This is a genomic window from Pseudomonas sp. B8(2017), from assembly GCF_002113575.1.
Classification (GTDB): domain Bacteria; phylum Pseudomonadota; class Gammaproteobacteria; order Pseudomonadales; family Pseudomonadaceae; genus Aquipseudomonas; species Aquipseudomonas putida_Z.
Genome location: NZ_NEIO01000004.1, coordinates 89,054 through 107,682, shown reverse-complemented (window position 1 = coordinate 107,682; position 18,629 = coordinate 89,054). Strand labels below are relative to the sequence as shown.

Sequence of the window (18,629 nt, the reverse complement as noted above, 5' to 3'; positions counted from 1 at the left end):
GAACCAGCCCACAGTTCGGGAGCTTGCATCATGCGCCTTTCGTGGATGGTGATCGGCCTGGTTTCGGCCCTGCTCGCAGGCCCCTTGCACGCGGCCGACACGGCCAAGGCTGCCGTCGCCGAGGACAAGGCCGAGGTGCTCGAGGAAAAAGTGGTGAATGACACACCACCCCCGAAAAAGGCCGAAACCCTCACACCGGGCGAAGCGCAGGCAGTGGACCCGGCCGGCCAGGCGCCGCTGGATGACAGCATCACCTGCCTGGCCCGCACCATCTACTGGGAGGCCAAGGGTGCCGACGCCGAAGACATGGCCGCCGTGGCCAACGTCGTGCTCAACCGCCTGGGCCACGATGGCTTCCCGGATACCATCTGCGGCGTGGTCAAGCAGGGTGTGGAAAGCAAGGCCTGCCAGTTCTCCTGGTGGTGCGACGGGCGCCCGGACCAGGTCGAAGAAGCGCAACGCTACGGCATTGCCAAGGAAATCGCGCGCAAGGCGCTCAACCAGCAGTTGAAAGACCGCACCGGGGGTGCCTTGTACTTCCATGACCGCAATGTGCGCCCGGACTGGGCCAAAGCCTACCGCCGGACGGCGCAGACCCGGCATTTTCTGTTCTACAAACCGAACCAGGCGGTGGCGCGCTGATACCCGCCGGGCGCCGGCCAATGGGCTGACAGCTGTGGTTCGATAAGAATGATTACCAACTGTTCGCACTTTTCCGATGATCAGTGGTCTACTCCCTCTTTTGCCGCCAACGAATGCCGGCGTTTTCATTGCTTTGCACGATCCCGGGCCAAAAGCCCCGGGCTTGTGTAGGATGAGCAGCGCAAACCACGACGCTGCCAGTCATAGGGAGATCCACATGCGCGTCCTGTCATCCGTTGCCGCCTTGTCGCTGGGCCTGGTCGTTTCGGCCGGGGCACTGGCTGCCACCGGCGAAGAGGCGCAACTGATCGATTCGATCAATGTCTACCGCAGCAAGGCCCAGCCCTGCGGTGGCGAAGCGTCGTTGGAGCTGCCGCCGCTCAACAGCGATACCCGCCTGGCGCTGTCGCCAGAGGGTACCCGCGACCTGCAGCAGGCCATGACCCGCGCCGCCTACCCGATGGTCAATGTGCAGGCCATCAGCCTGTCGGGGCCGCGTGATGCGCGCGCTGCCATGCATGCCATCGAAGAGAGCTTCTGCCAGGTGGTGCTCGACCCGCAGTTCGTCGATATCGGCGTCAGCCAGGAAGGCCGCGACTGGCGCATCGTGCTGGCCCGGCCGCTGCTCAGTGGCCGCCTGGGCGACTGGCAGGCCGAGGGGCAGAAGGTGCTGCAGGAGATCAACGCCGCGCGCAAGGTGCCGCGCCAATGCGGTGGCCAGCCCTTCGCCGCCGCCCCAGCGCTGAGCTGGAGCACGGTGCTGGCCGGGGTTGCCGCCAACCACACCCGGGCCATGGCCAACCAGAACTTCTTCGACCACATCGACAAGGATGGCCGCACCCCCGGTGACCGGGCAGAGCTGGCCGGCTACCTGTACCAGCAGATCGGCGAAAACATCGCCGCCGGGCGTGACACCGCGCGCAAGGTGGTCGATGGCTGGCTAGATAGCCCGGGGCATTGCGCGACGCTGATGAACCCGGACTTCCGCGAACTGGGCGCTGCGTATGCAGTGGACCCGAAGAGTGACGCGGGGATTTACTGGACGGGGTTGTTCGGGACGCCGCAGTAGGCCGGCTCTCACAGGACTCATTGAAATAGCAGGGACCCTGTGGGAGCGGGCGTGCCCGCGAATACCGGCGGAGCCGGTGCCAGGTACCGCGTTGGATTCTTCGCGGGCACGCCCGCTCCCACACGGTACGCGGATCGCTTGCGCACTGAGTTCTCTGCGCGACAGCGCAGCCCAAAGGGCTGGGTAATCCCCCACAGGAAACCGCGCGCGGTTTCAGAGCGGATTCGTGCCTGCGCGCAGTTCAAGGGCCGTGCAACCAAACCGTCGCCGCACGCACTTGCCCAGGTAACTGGCATCGCCCAGGCCCACTTCATCGGCAATCTGCGCCAGGCTGTGGCTGGAGTTGAGCAGGCGCCAGCGCGCCTGTTGCAGGCGCATCTCCAGCCACCAGGCCTTGGCGCTCATGCCATGGCTGGCGTGGAACTGCCGGTCCAGCTGGCGCCGGCTGATGCCCAGCTCCGCCGCCAATTGCTCCGTGGTCAACGGCGTACCCAGATGATGACGCATCAATGCCTGCGCGCGCTGCACCTGCCGCCCCTGCCCGGCCCCCAGCTCCAGCGAGCGCAAGGCATGGCGGCTATCGCGGGTTTCATCCACCAGCATGTCGGCCAGGCCCTTGAGCGCCCGGGCTCGCCCGCAGGCGCGTGACAACAGCGCGACGGCCAGGTCGATGGCCGCGGTGCCGCCAGCGCAGGTGATGCGGCTACCGTCGATGCAATACAGCTGCTCACTCAGCACCTGCAAATGCGGGAAAGCCGCGCGAAATTCGGCTTCGTGGCGCCAGTGCACCACTGCCTTGTGCCCCTGCAGCAACCCGCAAGCGGCCAACAGGAAGGCGCCGTTGTCGACCCCCACCAGCTTGACGCCAGCCTTGCCGGCCTGCCTGAGCAAGGCCCGGTAGCGAGGCGCCAGCGCGGCAGTGGCCATGGCGTTGCGCCCGCCGAACACCACCAGGTAGTCGAAACTGGCCAGCTCGAGCTGGCCAGCGACGGCCTCGACCTGCACCACCGCGCCACTGCTCGACGGCACCGGGTCGAGGGTCAGCCCTGCCACGGTCCAGCTGCAGTAGCGCTGCTGGCTGTAGTCCTCGTCGTCGGCGCTGAAACGCAACTTGTCGAGAAAGGCGCCGAACGGCAGCAGGGCAAAATCTGGTAACGGCAAGATCAGCAAGCGGATATCGGGCAGCATTGGCATCGCGTCCAGAAACGACCATTCAATGTCCGGATCATACCCTTGCCGGCCAAGGTCGGCGCCATAGACTGACGCCCTCCACATCAACAAGGCATTCCCCACCATGGCACTCGACACCTGGCTCATCTACCTGCTGGCCAGCATCGGCCTGTCGCTGACCCCGGGCCCCAACAGCCTGCTGGCCCTGACCCACGGCGCCCTGTATGGCGCACGCCGGACGTTGTTCACCATCGTCGGCGGGGTGTTTGGCTTCAGCGCCCTGATCGCCTTGGCCATGTTTGGCCTCAGCGCATTGCTGCAGGCCTCGGCCTCGGTGCTGAGCGTGCTCAAGTGGGTGGGTGGCGCCTACCTGATCTGGCTGGGTATCCAGCTGTGGCGCAGCCCGGGCCTGCACCTGGAACTGACCGCGCAAAGCGCGCGGCTGGGCAATGCCGGCCTGTTCCGCCAGGGCCTGCTGTCGGCCATGGCCAACCCCAAGGTGCTGCTGTTCTACGGCGCTTTCCTGCCGCAGTTCATCGACCCGCAGCGTGGGTTGCTGCTGCAGTTCGTGGTGATGGCGGCAACCTTTGCCAGCGTCGAGTTCCTGGTCGAATACCTGTTGGCACGCCTGGCGTTTCGTATCCGGCCATGGCTGGCCAAGGGCGGCAAAGGCTTCAACCGCTGCTGCGGCAGCCTGTTTGCCTTGATTGGTGTGGCGTTGCCGCTTGGGCGGTAGCACTACGCAAAGGCTGTCGCGATCCTTGTAGGAGCGGCCTTGTGTCGCGATGGGGCTGCAAAGCAGCCCAGGCAATATCAGCAGCGAAGCCGATATCCCGGGGCCGCTGCGCGCCCCATCGCGACACAAGGCCGCTCCTACAGGGATCGCGACAACCTGTGGGCTCGCATTCAACCCCGGCGCGCTTTGGCCAGGAAGATGAGCAAGGCCACACCCGGCAACCCCGCCCCCACCAGCGCCACACCCTGCCAGCCAAACTGGCTGAACACCGCACTGGCCACCGCCGAACCCAGCGCCCCACCGAGGAAGATGCTGGTCATGTACACCGCGTTCAGCCGCCCGCGGCTGGCCGGGTCCAGCGCGTACACTTCACGCTGGCCGATGACCATGTTCATCTGCACCGCAAAATCCAGCAGCACGCCGGTCAGGCCCAGGCCGATCACGCTGTAGCCCGGCACCGTCAGCCCCAGCAACAGTGCCGCCGGTGCCAGCAACAACGCCAACAGTGAACCGGCCCGGGCATGCCCGGCATCGGCCAGGTGGCCGGCCATGGGTGCGGCAACGGCGCCCACCGCGCCCACCAGGGCGAATACCGCGATCTGGCTCTGTGACAGGCCATGCTCGGTTGCCAGGGCCATCGGCACCGCCGTCCAGTAAAGGCTGAACGCCGCGAACATCAACGCCTGGTACAGCGAGCGCTGGCGCAGCAAGGGATAACGGCGCAGCAGCGTGAGCAGCGACAGCATCAGGCCGGCATAGCTGGCCTTGTGCTCGGGCACCCGCCGCGGCAAGGTCAGGGCCAGCAGCAGGATGATCGCCAGCATCACCCCGGCAGCGCCAATGAACACCGCACGCCAGCCGAAGTAGTCGGCCACCAGGCTGGACAACGGCCGCGCCAGCAGGATACCCAGCAGCAGGCCGCCCATGATGTTGCCGACCACCCGCCCACGCTGCTGCTCCGGCGCCAGGTGCGCCGCCAGCGGGATGAGCATCTGCACCGCCACGGAACTGAAACCGATCAGCAGTGCATAGCCGAGGAACAGCTGGCCCTGGCCGCTGCTGCTGGTGCCCGCCAGCAGCAGGCTGACGCAGGCCAGCACGGCGGTCGCCACCATCAAGCGGCGGTTTTCCAGCAGGTCGGCCAGCGGTACCAGCAACAGCAGGCCCAACGCATAGCCCAGTTGCGTGAGCGAAACGATCAGGCTGGCATGCTCGGTGGACAGCCCCAGGTCCGGGGCGATCAGGCCGACGATGGGTTGGGCATAGTAGATATTGGCGACGATCGCGCCGCAGCAGAACGCCAGCAGGGCGACCAGGGCCCGGCTGAGGCCGGTGACTGCAGGCTGCGCGGCGGCAAGGGAGGGATTCATGCGAGTGTCCTCGACAATGGCTGGAATATGCCGGCCACCTTACCCAGACGCACTCCTGGCGAGAATCCAGCGCTGGCGCAACAGGGCTTTGCGCACTGCGCAACACTAGGTGCTGCGCTGCAGCAAATTTTCGCAAAAGTCGATAAAGGCATTCACCCGCCGCGAACCACGATGGTTGGGCAGGTACAGGGCGTTGATGCTGTCATTGGCCGCGCCGGGGCTGGCCTGCCAATCGGGGAACAGCCGTTGCAGGCGCCCGGCCGCCACATCCTCTTGCACCAGCCAGTCGGCCAACAGCGCGATACCGCTGCCCGCCAGTGCGGTTTCGCGCAACATGTCGGCATTGGCGCTGCGCAACGGCCCGCTCACGTCCAGTTCCAGACTGTCCTGCCCACGGGCCAGGCGCCAGGGCCGGCCTTTCTGCCCGTAGCGAAAGCGCAGGCAGGCGTGCTCGAGCAGCTGCCGCGGATGCTCCAGCGCGTCGCGCCCGGCCAGGTAGCCCGGGCTGGCCACCAGCCAACGCTGGAAGCGACCCAGCTGGCGGCATACCAGCTCGTCATTGGGCGAGGGGTCGCCCAGGCGGATCGACAGGTCATAGCGCCCGTCAAGCAGGTCATCCAGGCGGTCGCTGAGGTCGATGTCCAGCTCCAGAGCCGGATGTTGCGCCAAAAACGGCCCCAGGTGCGGGGCGATGACCCGCCTGCCGAACTCCACCGGCAAGCACAGGCGCAGCACACCGACAGGCTCCTCGCCCCGATCGGCGACACTGGCATCGGCCTCGTCCAGGGCCTCGAAAATACCCCGCGCGCGCTCGTAATAACGGGCGCCGGCCTCGGTCAGGCTGACCTGGCGGGTGGAGCGGTTGAGCAAGGTGGCGCCCAACGCCGCTTCCAGGGCATCGACCAGGCGCGTCACCGACGATGTCGCCAGCCCGAGCCGGCGTGCGGCGGCAGAAAAGCCCTGGGCATCGACGGTGGCCACGAACATCTTCATCGCCAGGAGTTTGTCCATTTGTTGCCCGTCTTCCAAATCCCGGAAAGGTCTTACAAACAGCCGGGCCGGTCAAGAAGCGCGGCGCACGGCAATTGCGTCCATAGTGGAACCACCCCCTTCCAAACGAGGTTTTCCATGATCCCGACCAACCTGCTGACTGCCCTGCCCCCTTGCGACCCCACCAGCGCCGAATGGGTCGACCAACTGCTCAGCCGCCCGGGCGTGCGCGTGGAACGTATCGTCTCCAGCGGCCAGGCCAGCCCGCCCGGTTTCTGGTACGACCAGGCCGAAGGCGAATGGATCGTGCTGCTCAGTGGCGCCGCCGGCCTGCGCTTCGAGCACGAGAGCCACACCCACCTGCTGGCGCCGGGCGATTGCCTGGATATCCCGCCGCATTACCGCCACCGCGTGGAATGGACCGCCCCCGGCACCGCCACCATCTGGCTCGCGGTGTTCTACAGCAGCGGCACTCCGTGGCCGGCGTGAATCCGGTAATCGAAAATCGAACGGGGTTACTCAGCCGACATGAACACCCTGTTTACTGCAATTTTAAGCGCATGATCTAGACTTTTAGCCACACCTTGCGAAGTTCAGCCCTGCGACAATCCGCCCCACAAAATTATGTACCAACTTGTTAATTAGCAAGCTAAGAGATTACACTGCGCGCATTCCACCTGCTGAGATCCCTGGCATGAAAGAAACACCGCGCGCCTCTGGCGCCACAAACATCATCCTGGTCGGCCTGGGCGTGATCATCGCCCTGCTCGGCCTCCTCCTGGCTGCGGGCGGCGTCAAGCTGGCCGGCCTGGGCGGTTCCTGGTACTTCCTGATCGGCGGCCTGGCCATGGCCATCGCCGGCGTCCTCATCGCTCGCAGCAAACCGGCTGGCGCCTGGCTGTACGCGGCGTTCCTTGTCGGCACTGCCATCTGGGCGCTGATCGACGCTGGCCTGGTGTTCTGGCCGCTGTTCTCGCGCCTGTTCATGTTCGGCGCAATCGGCATGGTGGTGGCGCTGGTCTACCCGCTGCTGGCCCGTGCCAATGGCACCAGCGCCGGCCGCGGTGCCTATGGCGTTGCCGGGGTGATGGCCGTGCTGCTGGTGATCGCCGCCGGCAACATGTTCGTCGCCCACCCAAGCGTCGCCCCCACCGGCAAAGGCCCGGGCATGACCCCGGTCGAGGCCGACAAGGCGCAGAAGGACTGGGCCCACTACGGCAACACCGAAGGTGGCAGCCGCTTCGCCGCGCTGGACCAGATCAACCGCGACAACGTCAACAAGCTGAAAGTGGCCTGGACCTACCACACCGGTGACGTGGCGCTCAGCGACGGCAACGGTGCCGAAGACCAGCTGACCCCGCTGCAGGTCGGCAACAAGGTGTTCATCTGCACCCCGCACAACAACCTGATCGCCCTCGATGCCGACACCGGCAAAGAGCTGTGGAAGAACGCGATCAACGCCCAGTCCAAGGTCTGGCAGCGTTGCCGTGGCATGGCCTACTTCGACGCCACTGCCACCATCGCCCAGCCGACCCAGCCGAACAGCTCGCCAATCACCGCGGCCAGCGTACCGGCCGGTGCCAACTGCCAGCGTCGCCTGCTGACCAACACCATCGATGGCCGCCTGATTGCCGTCGACGCCGACACCGGCGAGTTCTGCCAGGGCTTCGGCAACAACGGCCAGGTCGACCTCAAGGCCGGCCTGGGCAATGTGCCGGACTCCTACTACCAGCTGTCCTCGGCCCCACTGATGGCTGGTACCACCGTGGTGGTCGGCGGCCGCGTCGCCGACAACGTCCAGACCGACATGCCAGGCGGCGTGATCCGTGGTTTCGACGTGATCACGGGTGAAATGCGCTGGGCCTTCGACCCCGGCAACCCGGAAGATCGCCAGGCGCCGCAGGGCGACAGCACCTATGTGCGCAGCACCCCCAACAGCTGGGCCCCGATGTCCTACGACCCGGCGATGAATACCGTGTTCCTGCCGATGGGCTCGTCGTCCACCGACATCTACGGCGTCGAACGCAGCAAGCTGGACCATACCTATGGCGCTTCGGTACTGGCCCTGGACGCCACCACCGGCAACCAGAAGTGGGTGTTCCAGACCGTGCACAACGACCTGTGGGACTTCGACCTGCCGATGCAGCCGAGCCTGATCGATTTCACCAAGGACGACGGCCAGTCGGTGCCTGCAGTGGTAATCGGCACCAAGGCCGGGCAGATCTACGTGCTCGACCGCGCCACCGGCAAGCCGCTGACCCAGGTCGACGAAGTACCGGTCAAGCCAAGCAACATCCCCAACGAGCCGTACTCGCCAACCCAGCCGAAGTCGGTGGGCATGCCACAGATCGGCGCGCAGACCCTGACCGAATCGGACATGTGGGGCGCAACCCCGTACGACCAGCTGCTGTGCCGCATCGACTTCAAGAAAATGCGCTACGACGGCCTGTACACCGCGCCGGGCACCGACCTGTCGCTGAGCTTCCCGGGTTCGCTGGGTGGCATGAACTGGGGCAGCATTTCCACCGACCCGGTACATGGTTTCATCTTCGTCAACGACATGCGCCTGGGCCTGTGGATCCAGATGATCCCGTCGCAGAACAAGGGCGGCGCCGCTTCCGGTGGCGAAGCGCTGAACACCGGCATGGGCGCAGTACCGCTCAAGGGCACCCCGTATGCGGTGAACAAGAACCGCTTCCTGTCGGTGGCCGGCATCCCGTGCCAGGCGCCGCCATTCGGCACCCTGACCGCCATCGACATGAAGACCCGCCAGGTGGCGTGGCAGGTGCCGGTGGGTACCGTCGAGGACACCGGCCCGCTCGGCATCCGCATGCACCTGCCGATCAAGATCGGCCTGCCGACCCTGGGCGGCACCCTGTCGACCCAGGGTGGCCTGGTGTTCATCGCCGGCACCCAGGACTTCTACCTGCGCGCCTACGACAGCAGCAACGGCAACGAAATCTGGAAGGCTCGCCTGCCAGTGGGCAGCCAGGGCGGCCCGATGACCTACGTCTCGCCGAAGACCGGCAAGCAGTACGTGGTGATCACGGCTGGCGGCGCGCGCCAGTCGACTGACCGTGGCGACTACGTGATTTCTTACGCCTTGCCGTAAGACCGCGTCGCCTTCATCGCCGGCAAGCCAGCTCCCACAGGATCGTGCCACCTGCAAAGGCAGCGCAGACCTGTGGGAGCTGGCTTGCCGGCGATGAGGCCCTGAAAAACAACCTGAGATTCAGCAATGCCATCCGCAATTCGCATCACCCCCACCCTGCTGCTGGCCCTGGCCAGCAGCACCGCCCTGGCCGACGGCGACCTGATGACCCGCAGCACCCTGACCGGTGACTGGGGCGGCCTGCGTCACCAGCTGGAAGAAGACGGCGTCAAGTTCACCGGCGACTACAGCGGCGAAACCGCCTACAACGCCCACGGTGGCCTGCACCGCTCGGCGCGCTACTCGCAAAACCTGAAACTGGGCGTGCAGTTCGACCTGTCGAAACTGTATGGCCTGGACAACGGCGGCAAGGTCCAGCTGACCATCAACGACCGCCGCGGCAACAGCGCCTCGGAAGACCTGGTGGGTAACCGCCTGCCGATCCAGGAAAACTTCGGCGGCCTGTACACCCGCCTGACCGAGCTGAGCTACGAGCGTACCCTGTTCACCCCGGCACTCAACGTCAAGCTCGGCTACATGGCCATGGGCAACGACCTCGGCGGCCTGGACAATGGCATCCTGTGCAACTTCATGAACGCCGGCTTCTGCGGCCACCCGCTTAACATGTCTGGCGGCAGTGGCTGGACCAATTACCCCAATGCCCACCTGGGCGTGCGGGTGAAGTACGACCTGTCGCCGTCCTGGCAGTTGCGTGTGGCGGCGTTCAACGTCGACCCGGAAAGCAACGGCAACTCCAGCCGCGCCTGGCACCTGGGCCCCAAGCACACCACCGGCACCGTGGTACCGGTAGAGCTGGTGTACAAGCTGCAGGGCGAGCTGCCTGGCGAGTACAAACTGGGCTACTACTACGACAGCTCCGATGTGAAGCGCATCGGCAGCGACGAGGAAGTGTCCGGCCGCGGCGGCCACTATCTGCTGGTCGACCAGGCCGTGTGGAACGACCAGGACTTGCCGGGCCGCAGCCTGCATGCCTTCGGCCAGTACTCGGCGTCGAGCAAGGCCGCCTCGCCGTTCACCAAGTGGTATGGCGCCGGCGTGGTGCTGTACAAGCCGTTCGCAGGCCGCCCGAAGGATACCGTGGCGTTGGGCTATGGCCGTGCCGTGCCCAACCCGCGTAGCCGCGACGTGCTGGAAGATGCCGCGTTCGATGCCGGGCAGCAGTTCCCCGATATCGACAGCGCCGAGCAGTTGATCGAGCTGAGCTATGGCTACCAGGCCACGCCGTGGCTGAACCTGCGCCCGGATGTGCAGTACATCATCGAGCCGGGCGCGTTCTCCGGGAAGGACATCGACAACGCGCTGGTGGTTGGCCTGCAGGTCAAGGCTACCTTCTGAATACCCGGGGCCGCGCTGCGGCCCATTCGCGGGTGAACCCGCTCCCACAGATACTGCACAGCCCTCGAGACTGACGAGATCCTGTGGGAGCGGGCGTGCCCGCGAAGAAGCCAGCGCAATCAACCCTGCCTGAGGTAATCCACCAGCCTCAGCAACATGGCATCACACCCCCGCAACTGCTCGACGCTGACGAACTCATCCGGCTTGTGCCCCTGGTCCATGCTCCCAGGCCCACACACCACAGTCGGGATGCCCGCCTGGTCGAACAGCCCTCCTTCGGTACCAAACGCCACCGTACCGAACTCATCCGAACCACTGAGCAACGCCACCAGGCCAGCCGCCTCGCTATCCGCAGGCGTGGCCAGCCCCGGATACGCACTCAACGGCTGCAGGCGAATGGCGCTGGCGGCATTGACCTTGCGCATGCGCGGCAGCAATTCGGCCTCGGCATAGGTTTGCAACTGGTCGGCCACTGCCTGCGCCTCGAACCCCGGCAAGGCCCGCACTTCGAAATCGAATTCGCATTCCGCCGGCACGATGTTCAGCGCCCTGCCCCCTTTGATCACACCGGTCTGCACAGTGGAGAACGGTGGGTCGAAGCGCTCGTCGTGATGCTCCGGCAACGCCAGGGCATCACCGATATCACCCAGCTTGCCGATCAGCTTCGCCGCATACTCGATGGCATTCACCCCATACGGTGCGTACGCCGAGTGGCAGGCCGCGCCATGCACCTGGCAACGCATCGCCAGCTTGCCCTTGTGCCCCAGCACCGGCTTGAGTTCGGTGGGTTCGCCAATCAGGCACAGCCGTGGCTTGTGCGGGCGCTGCTCGAGCGCGGCCAGCATCGAGCGCACCCCCAGGCAGCCGACTTCCTCGTCGTAGGAGAACGCCAGGTGCACCGGCATGCGCAACGGCTGGGCGAGAAACGCCGGTACAGCCGCCAGCACCGAAGCGATGAAACCCTTCATGTCGGCCGTGCCGCGGCCATACAGGCGCCCGGCGCGCTCACTCAGGGCAAACGGCTCGACTGTCCAGGCCTGGCCGTCCACCGGCACCACATCGGTATGCCCGGACAGCACCACGCCGCCAACATCCCGGGGGCCGATGGTGGAGAACAGGTTGGCCTTGGTGCCTTCCGGGTTATGGAACAGTTCGCTTTCCACCCCCAGCTCGGCCAGGTAGTCGCGGATGAAGCTGATCAGTTCGAGGTTGGAATCCCGGCTGACGGTGGCAAAGCCGATCAGCCTGGCCAGCAGCGCGCGGCTGGTAAATTCACTCATCGCCCGGCACCCCGTAGCTTGGCGCGGCAGTCGGGTTGAGGGCGCGGGTGACGTAGTCCTGCATCTGCGGCCGATACGCCTGCCACAGGCCATCGAGCACGCCGATCGGGTCGGCTTCGGCCCAGTCCACGCGCAGGTCCACCAGCGGCCAGGTCAGCTCGCCGGCAATCTTCAACGCCGCCGAGTGCACAGGCCCCGCCTCGCCGCCTGCGGCCATCGCCGCGTGCATGGCCGCCAGCAGGCGGTCGGCCAGATGCCCGCCGGCTTGTTCAAAGGCCTGCACCATCGCCTCGATCACCTGGGTCGAGGCCAACAGGTTGCCTGCCGCCGCACATTGCTCACCGGCGAGGGCGTAGTGCGTGCCCAGGGCTTCCTTGCCAGTGAACAGCGCCACCTGGCCATGGCTGTCGATCACCGTGAGCTGGCGGTACTCGCTCCAGCCATTGGCGCTCAGCACCCGGTCCAGCGCAGCGGCAGGCGGCAACTGGCCCTGTTCCAGGGCATCGAGAATCTGCGGGCCCAGCGCCGGCAAGGTGATGTTCTGGGTGGCGACCGCACCCACACCGGCACGCACCCACGGGCAGCGGGCGCCCACGGCGATGCTCGAAGAGCTGATGGCGATACCGACCTGGCCGGTTTCCTGGCAACGACCGATGATGGAAAAAGTCATGTCATGGTTCCTGTTGTGCTGTGCGATACACGGCATTCTGGGTTGAACCTTTCGGCCGGCGAAACGACCTTTTTCCGAGGGTTTGCAGAGGAAAAAACTATGACCACGAAACGTTCGGAAAAAACCCCGGCAAAGCTGCTGCGGGAACCGCTGCAGGCGGCAGGAATCAAGGCCTTCGCCGTTTTATCGGCAAGCCCCAGCTAAATACTATTTTCGCCATTTCCACGGCATCCCTAGTCTGGCCCCAGGCAACGGCGGTCCTCCAAACCGACCTGACAAAAACCGCCTGAACAAGGGCTCGGACATGACACTGAACAACCTCGAAATCGACACCCTCGTCGTCGGCGCCGGCCAGGCCGGCGTGGCCATGAGCGAACACCTGAGCAAGCTTGGCGTGCCGCACCTGGTGCTGGAGCGCAAGCGTATCGCCGAGGCCTGGCGCACCGGCCGCTGGGACTCGCTGGTGGCCAACGGCCCGGTCTGGCACGACCGCTTCCCGGGGCTGGAATTCAACCTCGACGCCGACGCCTTCGCCGGCAAGGACCAGGTGGCCGACTACTTCGAGCAGTACGTACGCAAGTACAACCTGCCCGTACGCACCGGCATCGAAGTGAAGAAAGTGCTGCGCAACAGCGACCGCCCCGGTTTTACCATCGAAACCAATGAAGGCGTGATTCGCGCCAACCGCGTGGTCGCCGCCACCGGCCCGTTCCAGAAGCCGGTGATCCCGGCCATCGCGCCGAAAGACAGCAACCTGCACCAGATCCATTCCGCTGCCTATTACAACCCCGAGCAGTTGCCAGAAGGCGCTGTGCTGGTGGTCGGCGCCGGTTCCTCGGGCGTGCAGATCGCCGAAGAACTGATGCGTGCCGGGCGCCAGGTGTACCTCTCGGTCGGCGCCCACGATCGCCCACCACGCGCTTACCGCAACCGCGACTTCTGCTGGTGGCTGGGCGTGCTGGGTGAGTGGGATGCGGAAATCGCCAAGCCTGGCCGCGAGCACGTGACCATTGCCGTCAGTGGCGCCCGTGGCGGCCACACCGTGGACTTCCGCGCCCTCGCCCACCAGGGCATGACCCTGGTCGGCCTGACCCAGTCGTTCGAGAACGGCGTGGCGCGCTTCCAGGACAACCTGGTCGAGAACATCAACCGCGGCGACGAAAACTACCTGGCCCTGCTGGATGCCGCCGATGCCTACATCGAACGCAACGGCCTGGACCTGCCGGAAGAGCCCGAAGCCCGCAAACGCCTGGCCGACCCGGAGTGCATGCGCAACCCGCTGCAGCAACTGGACCTGGCCAAGGCCGGCGTGACCAGCATCATCTGGGCTACCGGTTACGGTGTCGACTTCAGCTGGCTGCAGGTAGACACCTTCGACGCCAACGGCAAACCCCAGCACCAACGCGGCGTGGCCCGCGAGCCGGGTGTGTACTTCCTTGGCCTGCCGTGGCTGTCGCGCCGTGGCTCGTCGTTCATCTGGGGCGTGTGGCACGACGCCAAGCACGTCGCCGGCCACATCGCCACGCAACGCACCTATACCGCCTACCGCGACCGCGAACAACGCGCAGCGGATGAGCAGCAACAACCCAAGATCAGCAACGTCAGCACCCTCGGAGCCCACTGATGCCTACCCATACCCGCATCCGCATGTTCAACACCAAGGTCACCTACCCCAACCAGACCCTGGACAACGACCTGTGCCAGGCGGTACGCGCCGGCAACACCATCTACGTGCGCGGCCAGGTCGGCACCGATTTCGAAGGCAACCTGGTGGGCCTGGGTGACCCACGGGCGCAGGCCGAGCAGGCGATGAAGAACGTCAAGCAACTGCTCGAAGAAGCCGGCTCGGACCTGTCGCACATCGTCAAGACCACCACCTACATCACCGACCCGCGCTTCCGCGAGCCGGTGTACAAGGAGGTAGGCAAGTGGCTCAAGGGCGTGTTCCCGATTTCTACCGGGCTGGTGGTGGCTGGGTTGGCCCAGGCCGAGTGGCTGATGGAGATCGATGTGATCGCCGTGGTGCCTGATTCGGTCTGACCGATCGGTCCAACCTGTAGGAGCGGCCTTGTGTCGCGAAAGGGCCGCAACGCGGCCCCAGGATTGATGCGCAACAGTTGAAATTGCTGGGGCTGCTTTGCAGCCCTTTCGCGACACAAGGCCGCTCCTACAGGGAATGCGCCAGCATTTAGAATGGGCTAGAAACCCACTGTCGCCGACAGCAGGTAGGTACGCGGCGTGGACAGCGTCAGCCCCGGCTCGCTGTCATCCGAAGCCCCGGCCGAACTCCAGTAGCGGTCGTCCAGCACGTTCTCGACACTGGCGCGCAAGGTAACCTGGGTGGCCTCCACCTTGAACGCATAACGCGCCCCCAGGTCGTAACGCTCCCAACCCTCGATCTGCTTGCTGTTGTTCTGGTCCAGGTACTGCGAGCTCGAGTGGATGCCCCGCGCCGTCAGGGTCAGGCCGTTCACCCCAGGCACGTCCCATTCGGCGCCGAGGTTGACGTTGTACTCGGGCGTGGCCGGCGCGCGGTTGCCATCGTAGGCGCCACCGATGGTGTCGGTCAGTTCGCTGTCGATGTACATCACCCCGCCCAGCACGCGCACGCCTTGCACGGGCTCGCCGAACACGCTCAGTTCGATACCACGGTTGTCACGCTTGCCATTGGGGCCGAACACCCGCGACGTGGGGTTGGTTTCGTAGGCGGGCTGGCGGATGCGGAAAGCACTGGCGGTGAAGGCGACCTGGCCCAAGTCGTACTTGGCCCCCACCTCGACCTGGCGGCTGGTGAACGGCGGGAAGATCTGGTCCTCGTTGACCGATGTCGACGGCGCGATCTTGCCTTGGCTCAGGCCCTCCATGTAGTTGGCATACAACGACAGCTGGTCGGTAACCTTGAGCAGCACGCCGCCCGAGGGCGACACCTTCTCTTCATCGTAGGCGGTATCCCCCTTGATACCGTCGCTCCAGTCATCCACCTGCACCCGCTGCCAGCGCGCGCCCAGGGTCAGCAGCAGGCGGTCGTCGAAGAAGCCCAGGGTGTCGGCCAGGGCCACGCCGGAAAAGCGGTTTTCCGTGTACACCTCAGGGTCGATGCGGGTTGGCGTGCCCGGTGTCGGCGTGGCCACCGGGTGGTAGAGGTTACTGGGCGCCGAGGCGTAGCGGGCGCCACCGTTGGTGAAGTCCATGTAGAAGTAGGTGGCGGCCAGGTTCAGTTCGTGGCTGACCGGCCCGGTATGGAACCAGTTGCGCACGCCGGCCATGGCGGTACGCACGGTTTCATCCCGGGTGAAGTCGCGCGGCTGCACGGTGAAGTCGCCGGCATCGTTGCTGATGGACACGTTGTGGCGCAGGAAGTCATGGTTGCTCTTGCGCGCACCGACCGCGCCATAGGCCAGCAGCGACTCGCTGATATCGTACTCGGCATGCAGCGCACCGAAGGTGTCGTTGGTGCGCGCCTTGCTCCAGGCCTGGGCGTAGTTGTGGCGTACGTCGTTGGCATCCGGCACCTTGGCGTTGGCACCGATCAGCACCCGCTCCTGCGGTGCATCGGTGTCGCGCTCGGTATGGCCGAGGTCTGCCGAAAGCCGCAGGCGCTCGCCACGAAAGTCCAGGCCCAGCACCGCCATTTCGCGCTCGACACGCTGGTGGTCCCATTCGGTGTCGCCCGCCTGTTTCACGCCATTGAAACGCACGCCGAACTGCTGGCCTTCGCCAAAGCGCCGGCCAACGTCCACCGCACCGCCTGCCTGGCCCGCCGAAGCATAGCTGCCGGTAAACTCGGTGAGCGGCTGGTCGCCGGCCCGCTTGGGCTGCACATTGATGCCGCCGCCGACACTGCCCCGGGGTGAAATGCCGTTGATCAGCTGACTGGGGCCTTTGATGATGTCGACCCGGTCGGCCATCTCCATGTCGATCGAGTAGGTCGGCAGGATGCCGTACAGGCCGTTGTAGGCCACATCGCTGTTGAACAGGCTGAAGCCGCGAATGGTGAACTGCTCGAAGCGCCCACCCGCCGGGTTGGTGGCACGCACCGATGGGTCGCTGGCGATCAGTTCGCCCAAGGTTCGCGCCTGCTGGTTCTTCACCAGTTCGCTGGTGTAGCTGGTGATGCTGAACGGGGTTTCCATGAAGTCGCGCGTGCCGAGCAGGCCCTGTGAACCCTGACGTGCTACCTGGCCACCGGCGTATGGTTGCGTTTCGTTGCCTGCGGCCAGGCCGCCGACGATGCTGGTCGGGGCGATTTCCAGCGCACCATTCGCCTGGGGGGCCGGCATCAACGTGAACGCGCCCTCGCCCACCGGCAGCAACTGCAGGCCGCTGCCGCGCAGCAGCTGGGTGAAGCCTTCGTCGACACTGTAGCTGCCGGACAGGCCATTGCTCTGCCGGCCGTTGACCAGCGCCGGGTCCAGCGACAGGCTGACCCCGGCCTGGTCGGCAAACTGGGTAAGTGCCGCACCCAGGCTGGCGGCCGGCACCTGATAGCTGCGCCGGGCGGGTTCATCGGCCCAGGCCGGTGCACACAACAACAGGCTCATGGCGAACAACGGATGTGCCGCACGCGCCAGTGGGCGCAGGCGGCAGGACATGACAACAGGCATTGAACAAGGCTCCCCTTTATTTGCTCCTACCGGTAATGACCGGTGAGCGGAAAAAAGGGGACAGCCTCATGCGCGATTTTCTTGCGCGGCCAGGCTCACCCAGTAACGCGTGCGCGTGTGCACCTGCAACGGCAGGCTGGCGGCGAGCAAGGCCAGCACCCGGTCGGTGTCGTCGAGGCGGAACGTACCGGTCACGCGCAGGGCCTCCAGTTCGGGCGCCCAGCGCAGCACGCCGGGGCGGTACCTGCGCAGCTCGTGCAGCAGTTCACCCAAGGGGCGGTCCTCCAGGCGCAGCACGCCTTCGCGCCAGCCCAGCGGCCAGGCGTCCAGGCCGGTGACAGGGCCAACCCCGGCCACTTGCAGGCTGGCCTGCTGCCCGGCCTGCAGCAACAGTGCCGGGCCTTGCCGCGGCTGCAGGTTGGCCGTGCCCTTGAGCACCGATACCCGGCAAGCCTGATCGACCAGGCGCAGGCACACCTCGCCGGCATCCAGCGCGACCTGGCCATAGGGCACCTGCAACGTCAGGCTCAGATTGCCGGGCAACCTGACTGCCACTTCGCCACGCAGCAATGTCAGGCGACGCGCGCCCAGGTCGATATCCACCGCACTGTCGGTGTTCAACTGCACGAAAGTGCCATCGCTCAGCAGCACTTGCCGGCGTTCCCCGACCGCGGTGTGCATGTCGGCGGTCCAGGCCTCCAGCGGCAGTTCGCGGCTTGCCAGCCAGGCCGCCGGCAACAATGCCGCCACGCCCAGGGCCTGCTTGAGCAGCGCCCGGCGGCCGCTATCCGGGCGGTCCAGGGTGGCCATGGCCAATGCGCCGGGTAGCGCGGAAAAGCGCTGGCGCAACAGCAGTGCCTTTTGCCAGGCGTGTTCGTGCAAGGTGCTGCTGGTGCGCCATTGTTCCAGGCGCTGCAGGTCACCCTCGCTGGCAGCGCCAGAGTCCACCAGCGCCAGCCAGCGCGCAGCGGCCTGCAGTGCCTCGCGGGTTTCGGGGGAATGGCTGGTCATTACAGTTCGGCCAGCAGGCAATGCTCGTAGGCCTGCGCCATGTAGCGTTTGACCGAGCGCTCGCAAACGCCCAGGCGCTTGCCGATCTCGGCATAGCCCAGGCCCTCCAGCTGGCTCCAGAGAAAGGCCTTGCGTACCGGCGCCTTGAGGCCGTCGAGCAACTCGTCGAGGGCTTGCAGGGTTTCCAGCAGCAGCCAACGCTGCTCTGGCGAGGGCACATGCTGCTCGGGCAACTGCGCCAGTGCATCGAGGTAGGCTTGTTCCAGGCTGCGCCGCTGGTGGAAGTTGCTCAGCAGGCGCTTGCCCACGGTCAGCAGGTAGGCACGCGGTTCGCGAATATCTGCCAGCGGCTGGGCGCTGGCCAGGATACGCAGGAAGGTATCCTGGCTGAGGTCGGCGGCATCCCAGGCATTGCCCATGCGCCGACGCAGCCAGGTTTCCAGCCAGCCGCGGTGTTCCCGGTACAGGGCAGGCAGGCTATGCTCCGGTGGCGGCGCGGCGTCGATCATGGGGAAGGCCCTGCGGTGGCGTAAATAAGATTAATTCTAATTTACACCATGCCGCAGAACCAAGCGGTTTG

General features: G+C 65.8%; 16 protein-coding genes. 8 read left to right on the top strand and 8 right to left on the bottom strand.

Going from position 1 to position 18,629, the window contains the following annotated elements; genetic code table 11:
- Positions 1-30 precede the first annotated feature (30 nt).
- Together CAG22_RS08545 and CAG22_RS08540 are read left to right on the top strand one after the other, a co-directional pair.
- Positions 31-642, top strand: coding sequence for a cell wall hydrolase (locus CAG22_RS08545; protein ID WP_085591489.1), 612 nt, complete (start codon positions 31-33; stop codon positions 640-642).
- Positions 643-859: 217 nt separating this feature from the next.
- Complete coding sequence (locus tag CAG22_RS08540; protein WP_025338862.1) at positions 860-1,711, top strand: CAP domain-containing protein; 852 nt, start codon at positions 860-862, stop codon at positions 1,709-1,711.
- Between the two features lie 213 nt (positions 1,712-1,924).
- On the opposite strand, the gene CAG22_RS08535 is transcribed toward CAG22_RS08540, so the two are convergent.
- Positions 1,925-2,899 carry a GlxA family transcriptional regulator gene (locus tag CAG22_RS08535; protein ID WP_085705249.1) on the bottom strand — a complete coding sequence of 325 codons (975 nt, stop codon included), beginning with the start codon at positions 2,897-2,899 and terminating at the stop codon, positions 1,925-1,927.
- Between the two features lie 106 nt (positions 2,900-3,005).
- Between CAG22_RS08535 and CAG22_RS08530 the strand changes: the two genes are divergently transcribed.
- Complete coding sequence (locus tag CAG22_RS08530) at positions 3,006-3,617, top strand: LysE family translocator (RefSeq protein WP_075045011.1); 612 nt, start codon at positions 3,006-3,008, stop codon at positions 3,615-3,617.
- 170 nt (positions 3,618-3,787) lie between these two features.
- Here the strand turns inward: CAG22_RS08530 and CAG22_RS08525 are convergent, their stop codons facing one another.
- Together CAG22_RS08525 and CAG22_RS08520 are read right to left on the bottom strand one after the other, a co-directional pair.
- Entirely contained in the window at positions 3,788-4,987 is a 1,200-nt protein-coding gene (locus CAG22_RS08525; RefSeq protein ID WP_085705247.1) for an MFS transporter, read from the bottom strand.
- 105 nt (positions 4,988-5,092) lie between these two features.
- A complete protein-coding gene (locus tag CAG22_RS08520) occupies positions 5,093-5,998 on the bottom strand; it encodes a LysR family transcriptional regulator (protein WP_085591498.1) in 906 nt (301 codons plus the stop codon).
- A gap of 117 nt (positions 5,999-6,115) precedes the next feature.
- On the opposite strand from CAG22_RS08520, the gene CAG22_RS08515 reads away from it, so the two are divergent.
- The 3 genes from CAG22_RS08515 (at position 6,116) to CAG22_RS08505 (ending at position 10,484) form a co-directional block, all read left to right on the top strand.
- On the top strand, positions 6,116-6,466 hold the full coding sequence (locus CAG22_RS08515; protein ID WP_085705245.1) for a cupin domain-containing protein: 351 nt from the start codon (positions 6,116-6,118) through the stop codon (positions 6,464-6,466).
- 205 nt (positions 6,467-6,671) lie between these two features.
- Positions 6,672-9,089 (top strand): glucose/quinate/shikimate family membrane-bound PQQ-dependent dehydrogenase, encoded by a 2,418-nt coding sequence (locus CAG22_RS08510; RefSeq protein ID WP_085705243.1) that lies wholly within the window; start codon positions 6,672-6,674, stop codon positions 9,087-9,089.
- Positions 9,090-9,215: 126 nt separating this feature from the next.
- Positions 9,216-10,484 carry a carbohydrate porin gene (locus CAG22_RS08505; protein WP_085705241.1) on the top strand — a complete coding sequence of 423 codons (1,269 nt, stop codon included), beginning with the start codon at positions 9,216-9,218 and terminating at the stop codon, positions 10,482-10,484.
- A gap of 119 nt (positions 10,485-10,603) precedes the next feature.
- Here CAG22_RS08505 and argE read toward each other — a convergent pair whose 3' ends face one another.
- Both argE and CAG22_RS08495 read right to left on the bottom strand, forming a co-directional pair.
- Positions 10,604-11,764, bottom strand: coding sequence for an acetylornithine deacetylase (gene argE, locus CAG22_RS08500; RefSeq protein ID WP_085705239.1), 1,161 nt, complete (start codon positions 11,762-11,764; stop codon positions 10,604-10,606).
- Positions 11,757-12,434: a DUF1028 domain-containing protein gene (locus tag CAG22_RS08495; RefSeq protein WP_025338853.1), complete on the bottom strand. Its 678-nt coding sequence runs from the start codon at positions 12,432-12,434 to the stop codon at positions 11,757-11,759. The genes argE and CAG22_RS08495 overlap by 8 nt, the downstream gene beginning before the upstream one ends.
- Before the next feature lie 304 nt (positions 12,435-12,738).
- Between CAG22_RS08495 and CAG22_RS08490 the strand changes: the two genes are divergently transcribed.
- Both CAG22_RS08490 and CAG22_RS08485 read left to right on the top strand, forming a co-directional pair.
- Positions 12,739-14,058: an NAD(P)/FAD-dependent oxidoreductase gene (locus CAG22_RS08490; RefSeq protein WP_025338852.1), complete on the top strand. Its 1,320-nt coding sequence runs from the start codon at positions 12,739-12,741 to the stop codon at positions 14,056-14,058.
- On the top strand, positions 14,058-14,474 hold the full coding sequence (locus tag CAG22_RS08485; protein WP_025338851.1) for a RidA family protein: 417 nt from the start codon (positions 14,058-14,060) through the stop codon (positions 14,472-14,474). Before CAG22_RS08490 ends, CAG22_RS08485 begins: the two co-directional genes overlap by 1 nt.
- 158 nt (positions 14,475-14,632) lie before the next feature.
- Here the strand turns inward: CAG22_RS08485 and CAG22_RS08480 are convergent, their stop codons facing one another.
- From CAG22_RS08480 to CAG22_RS08470, 3 genes are all read right to left on the bottom strand, one after another.
- Positions 14,633-17,038: a TonB-dependent receptor gene (locus tag CAG22_RS08480; RefSeq protein ID WP_085705237.1), complete on the bottom strand. Its 2,406-nt coding sequence runs from the start codon at positions 17,036-17,038 to the stop codon at positions 14,633-14,635.
- 66 nt (positions 17,039-17,104) lie between these two features.
- Entirely contained in the window at positions 17,105-18,049 is a 945-nt protein-coding gene (locus CAG22_RS08475) for a FecR domain-containing protein (RefSeq protein WP_085705235.1), read from the bottom strand.
- A complete protein-coding gene (locus CAG22_RS08470) occupies positions 18,049-18,558 on the bottom strand; it encodes a sigma-70 family RNA polymerase sigma factor (RefSeq protein WP_085591511.1) in 510 nt (169 codons plus the stop codon). Before CAG22_RS08470 ends, CAG22_RS08475 begins: the two co-directional genes overlap by 1 nt.
- Between the last annotated feature and the right edge of the window lie 71 nt (positions 18,559-18,629).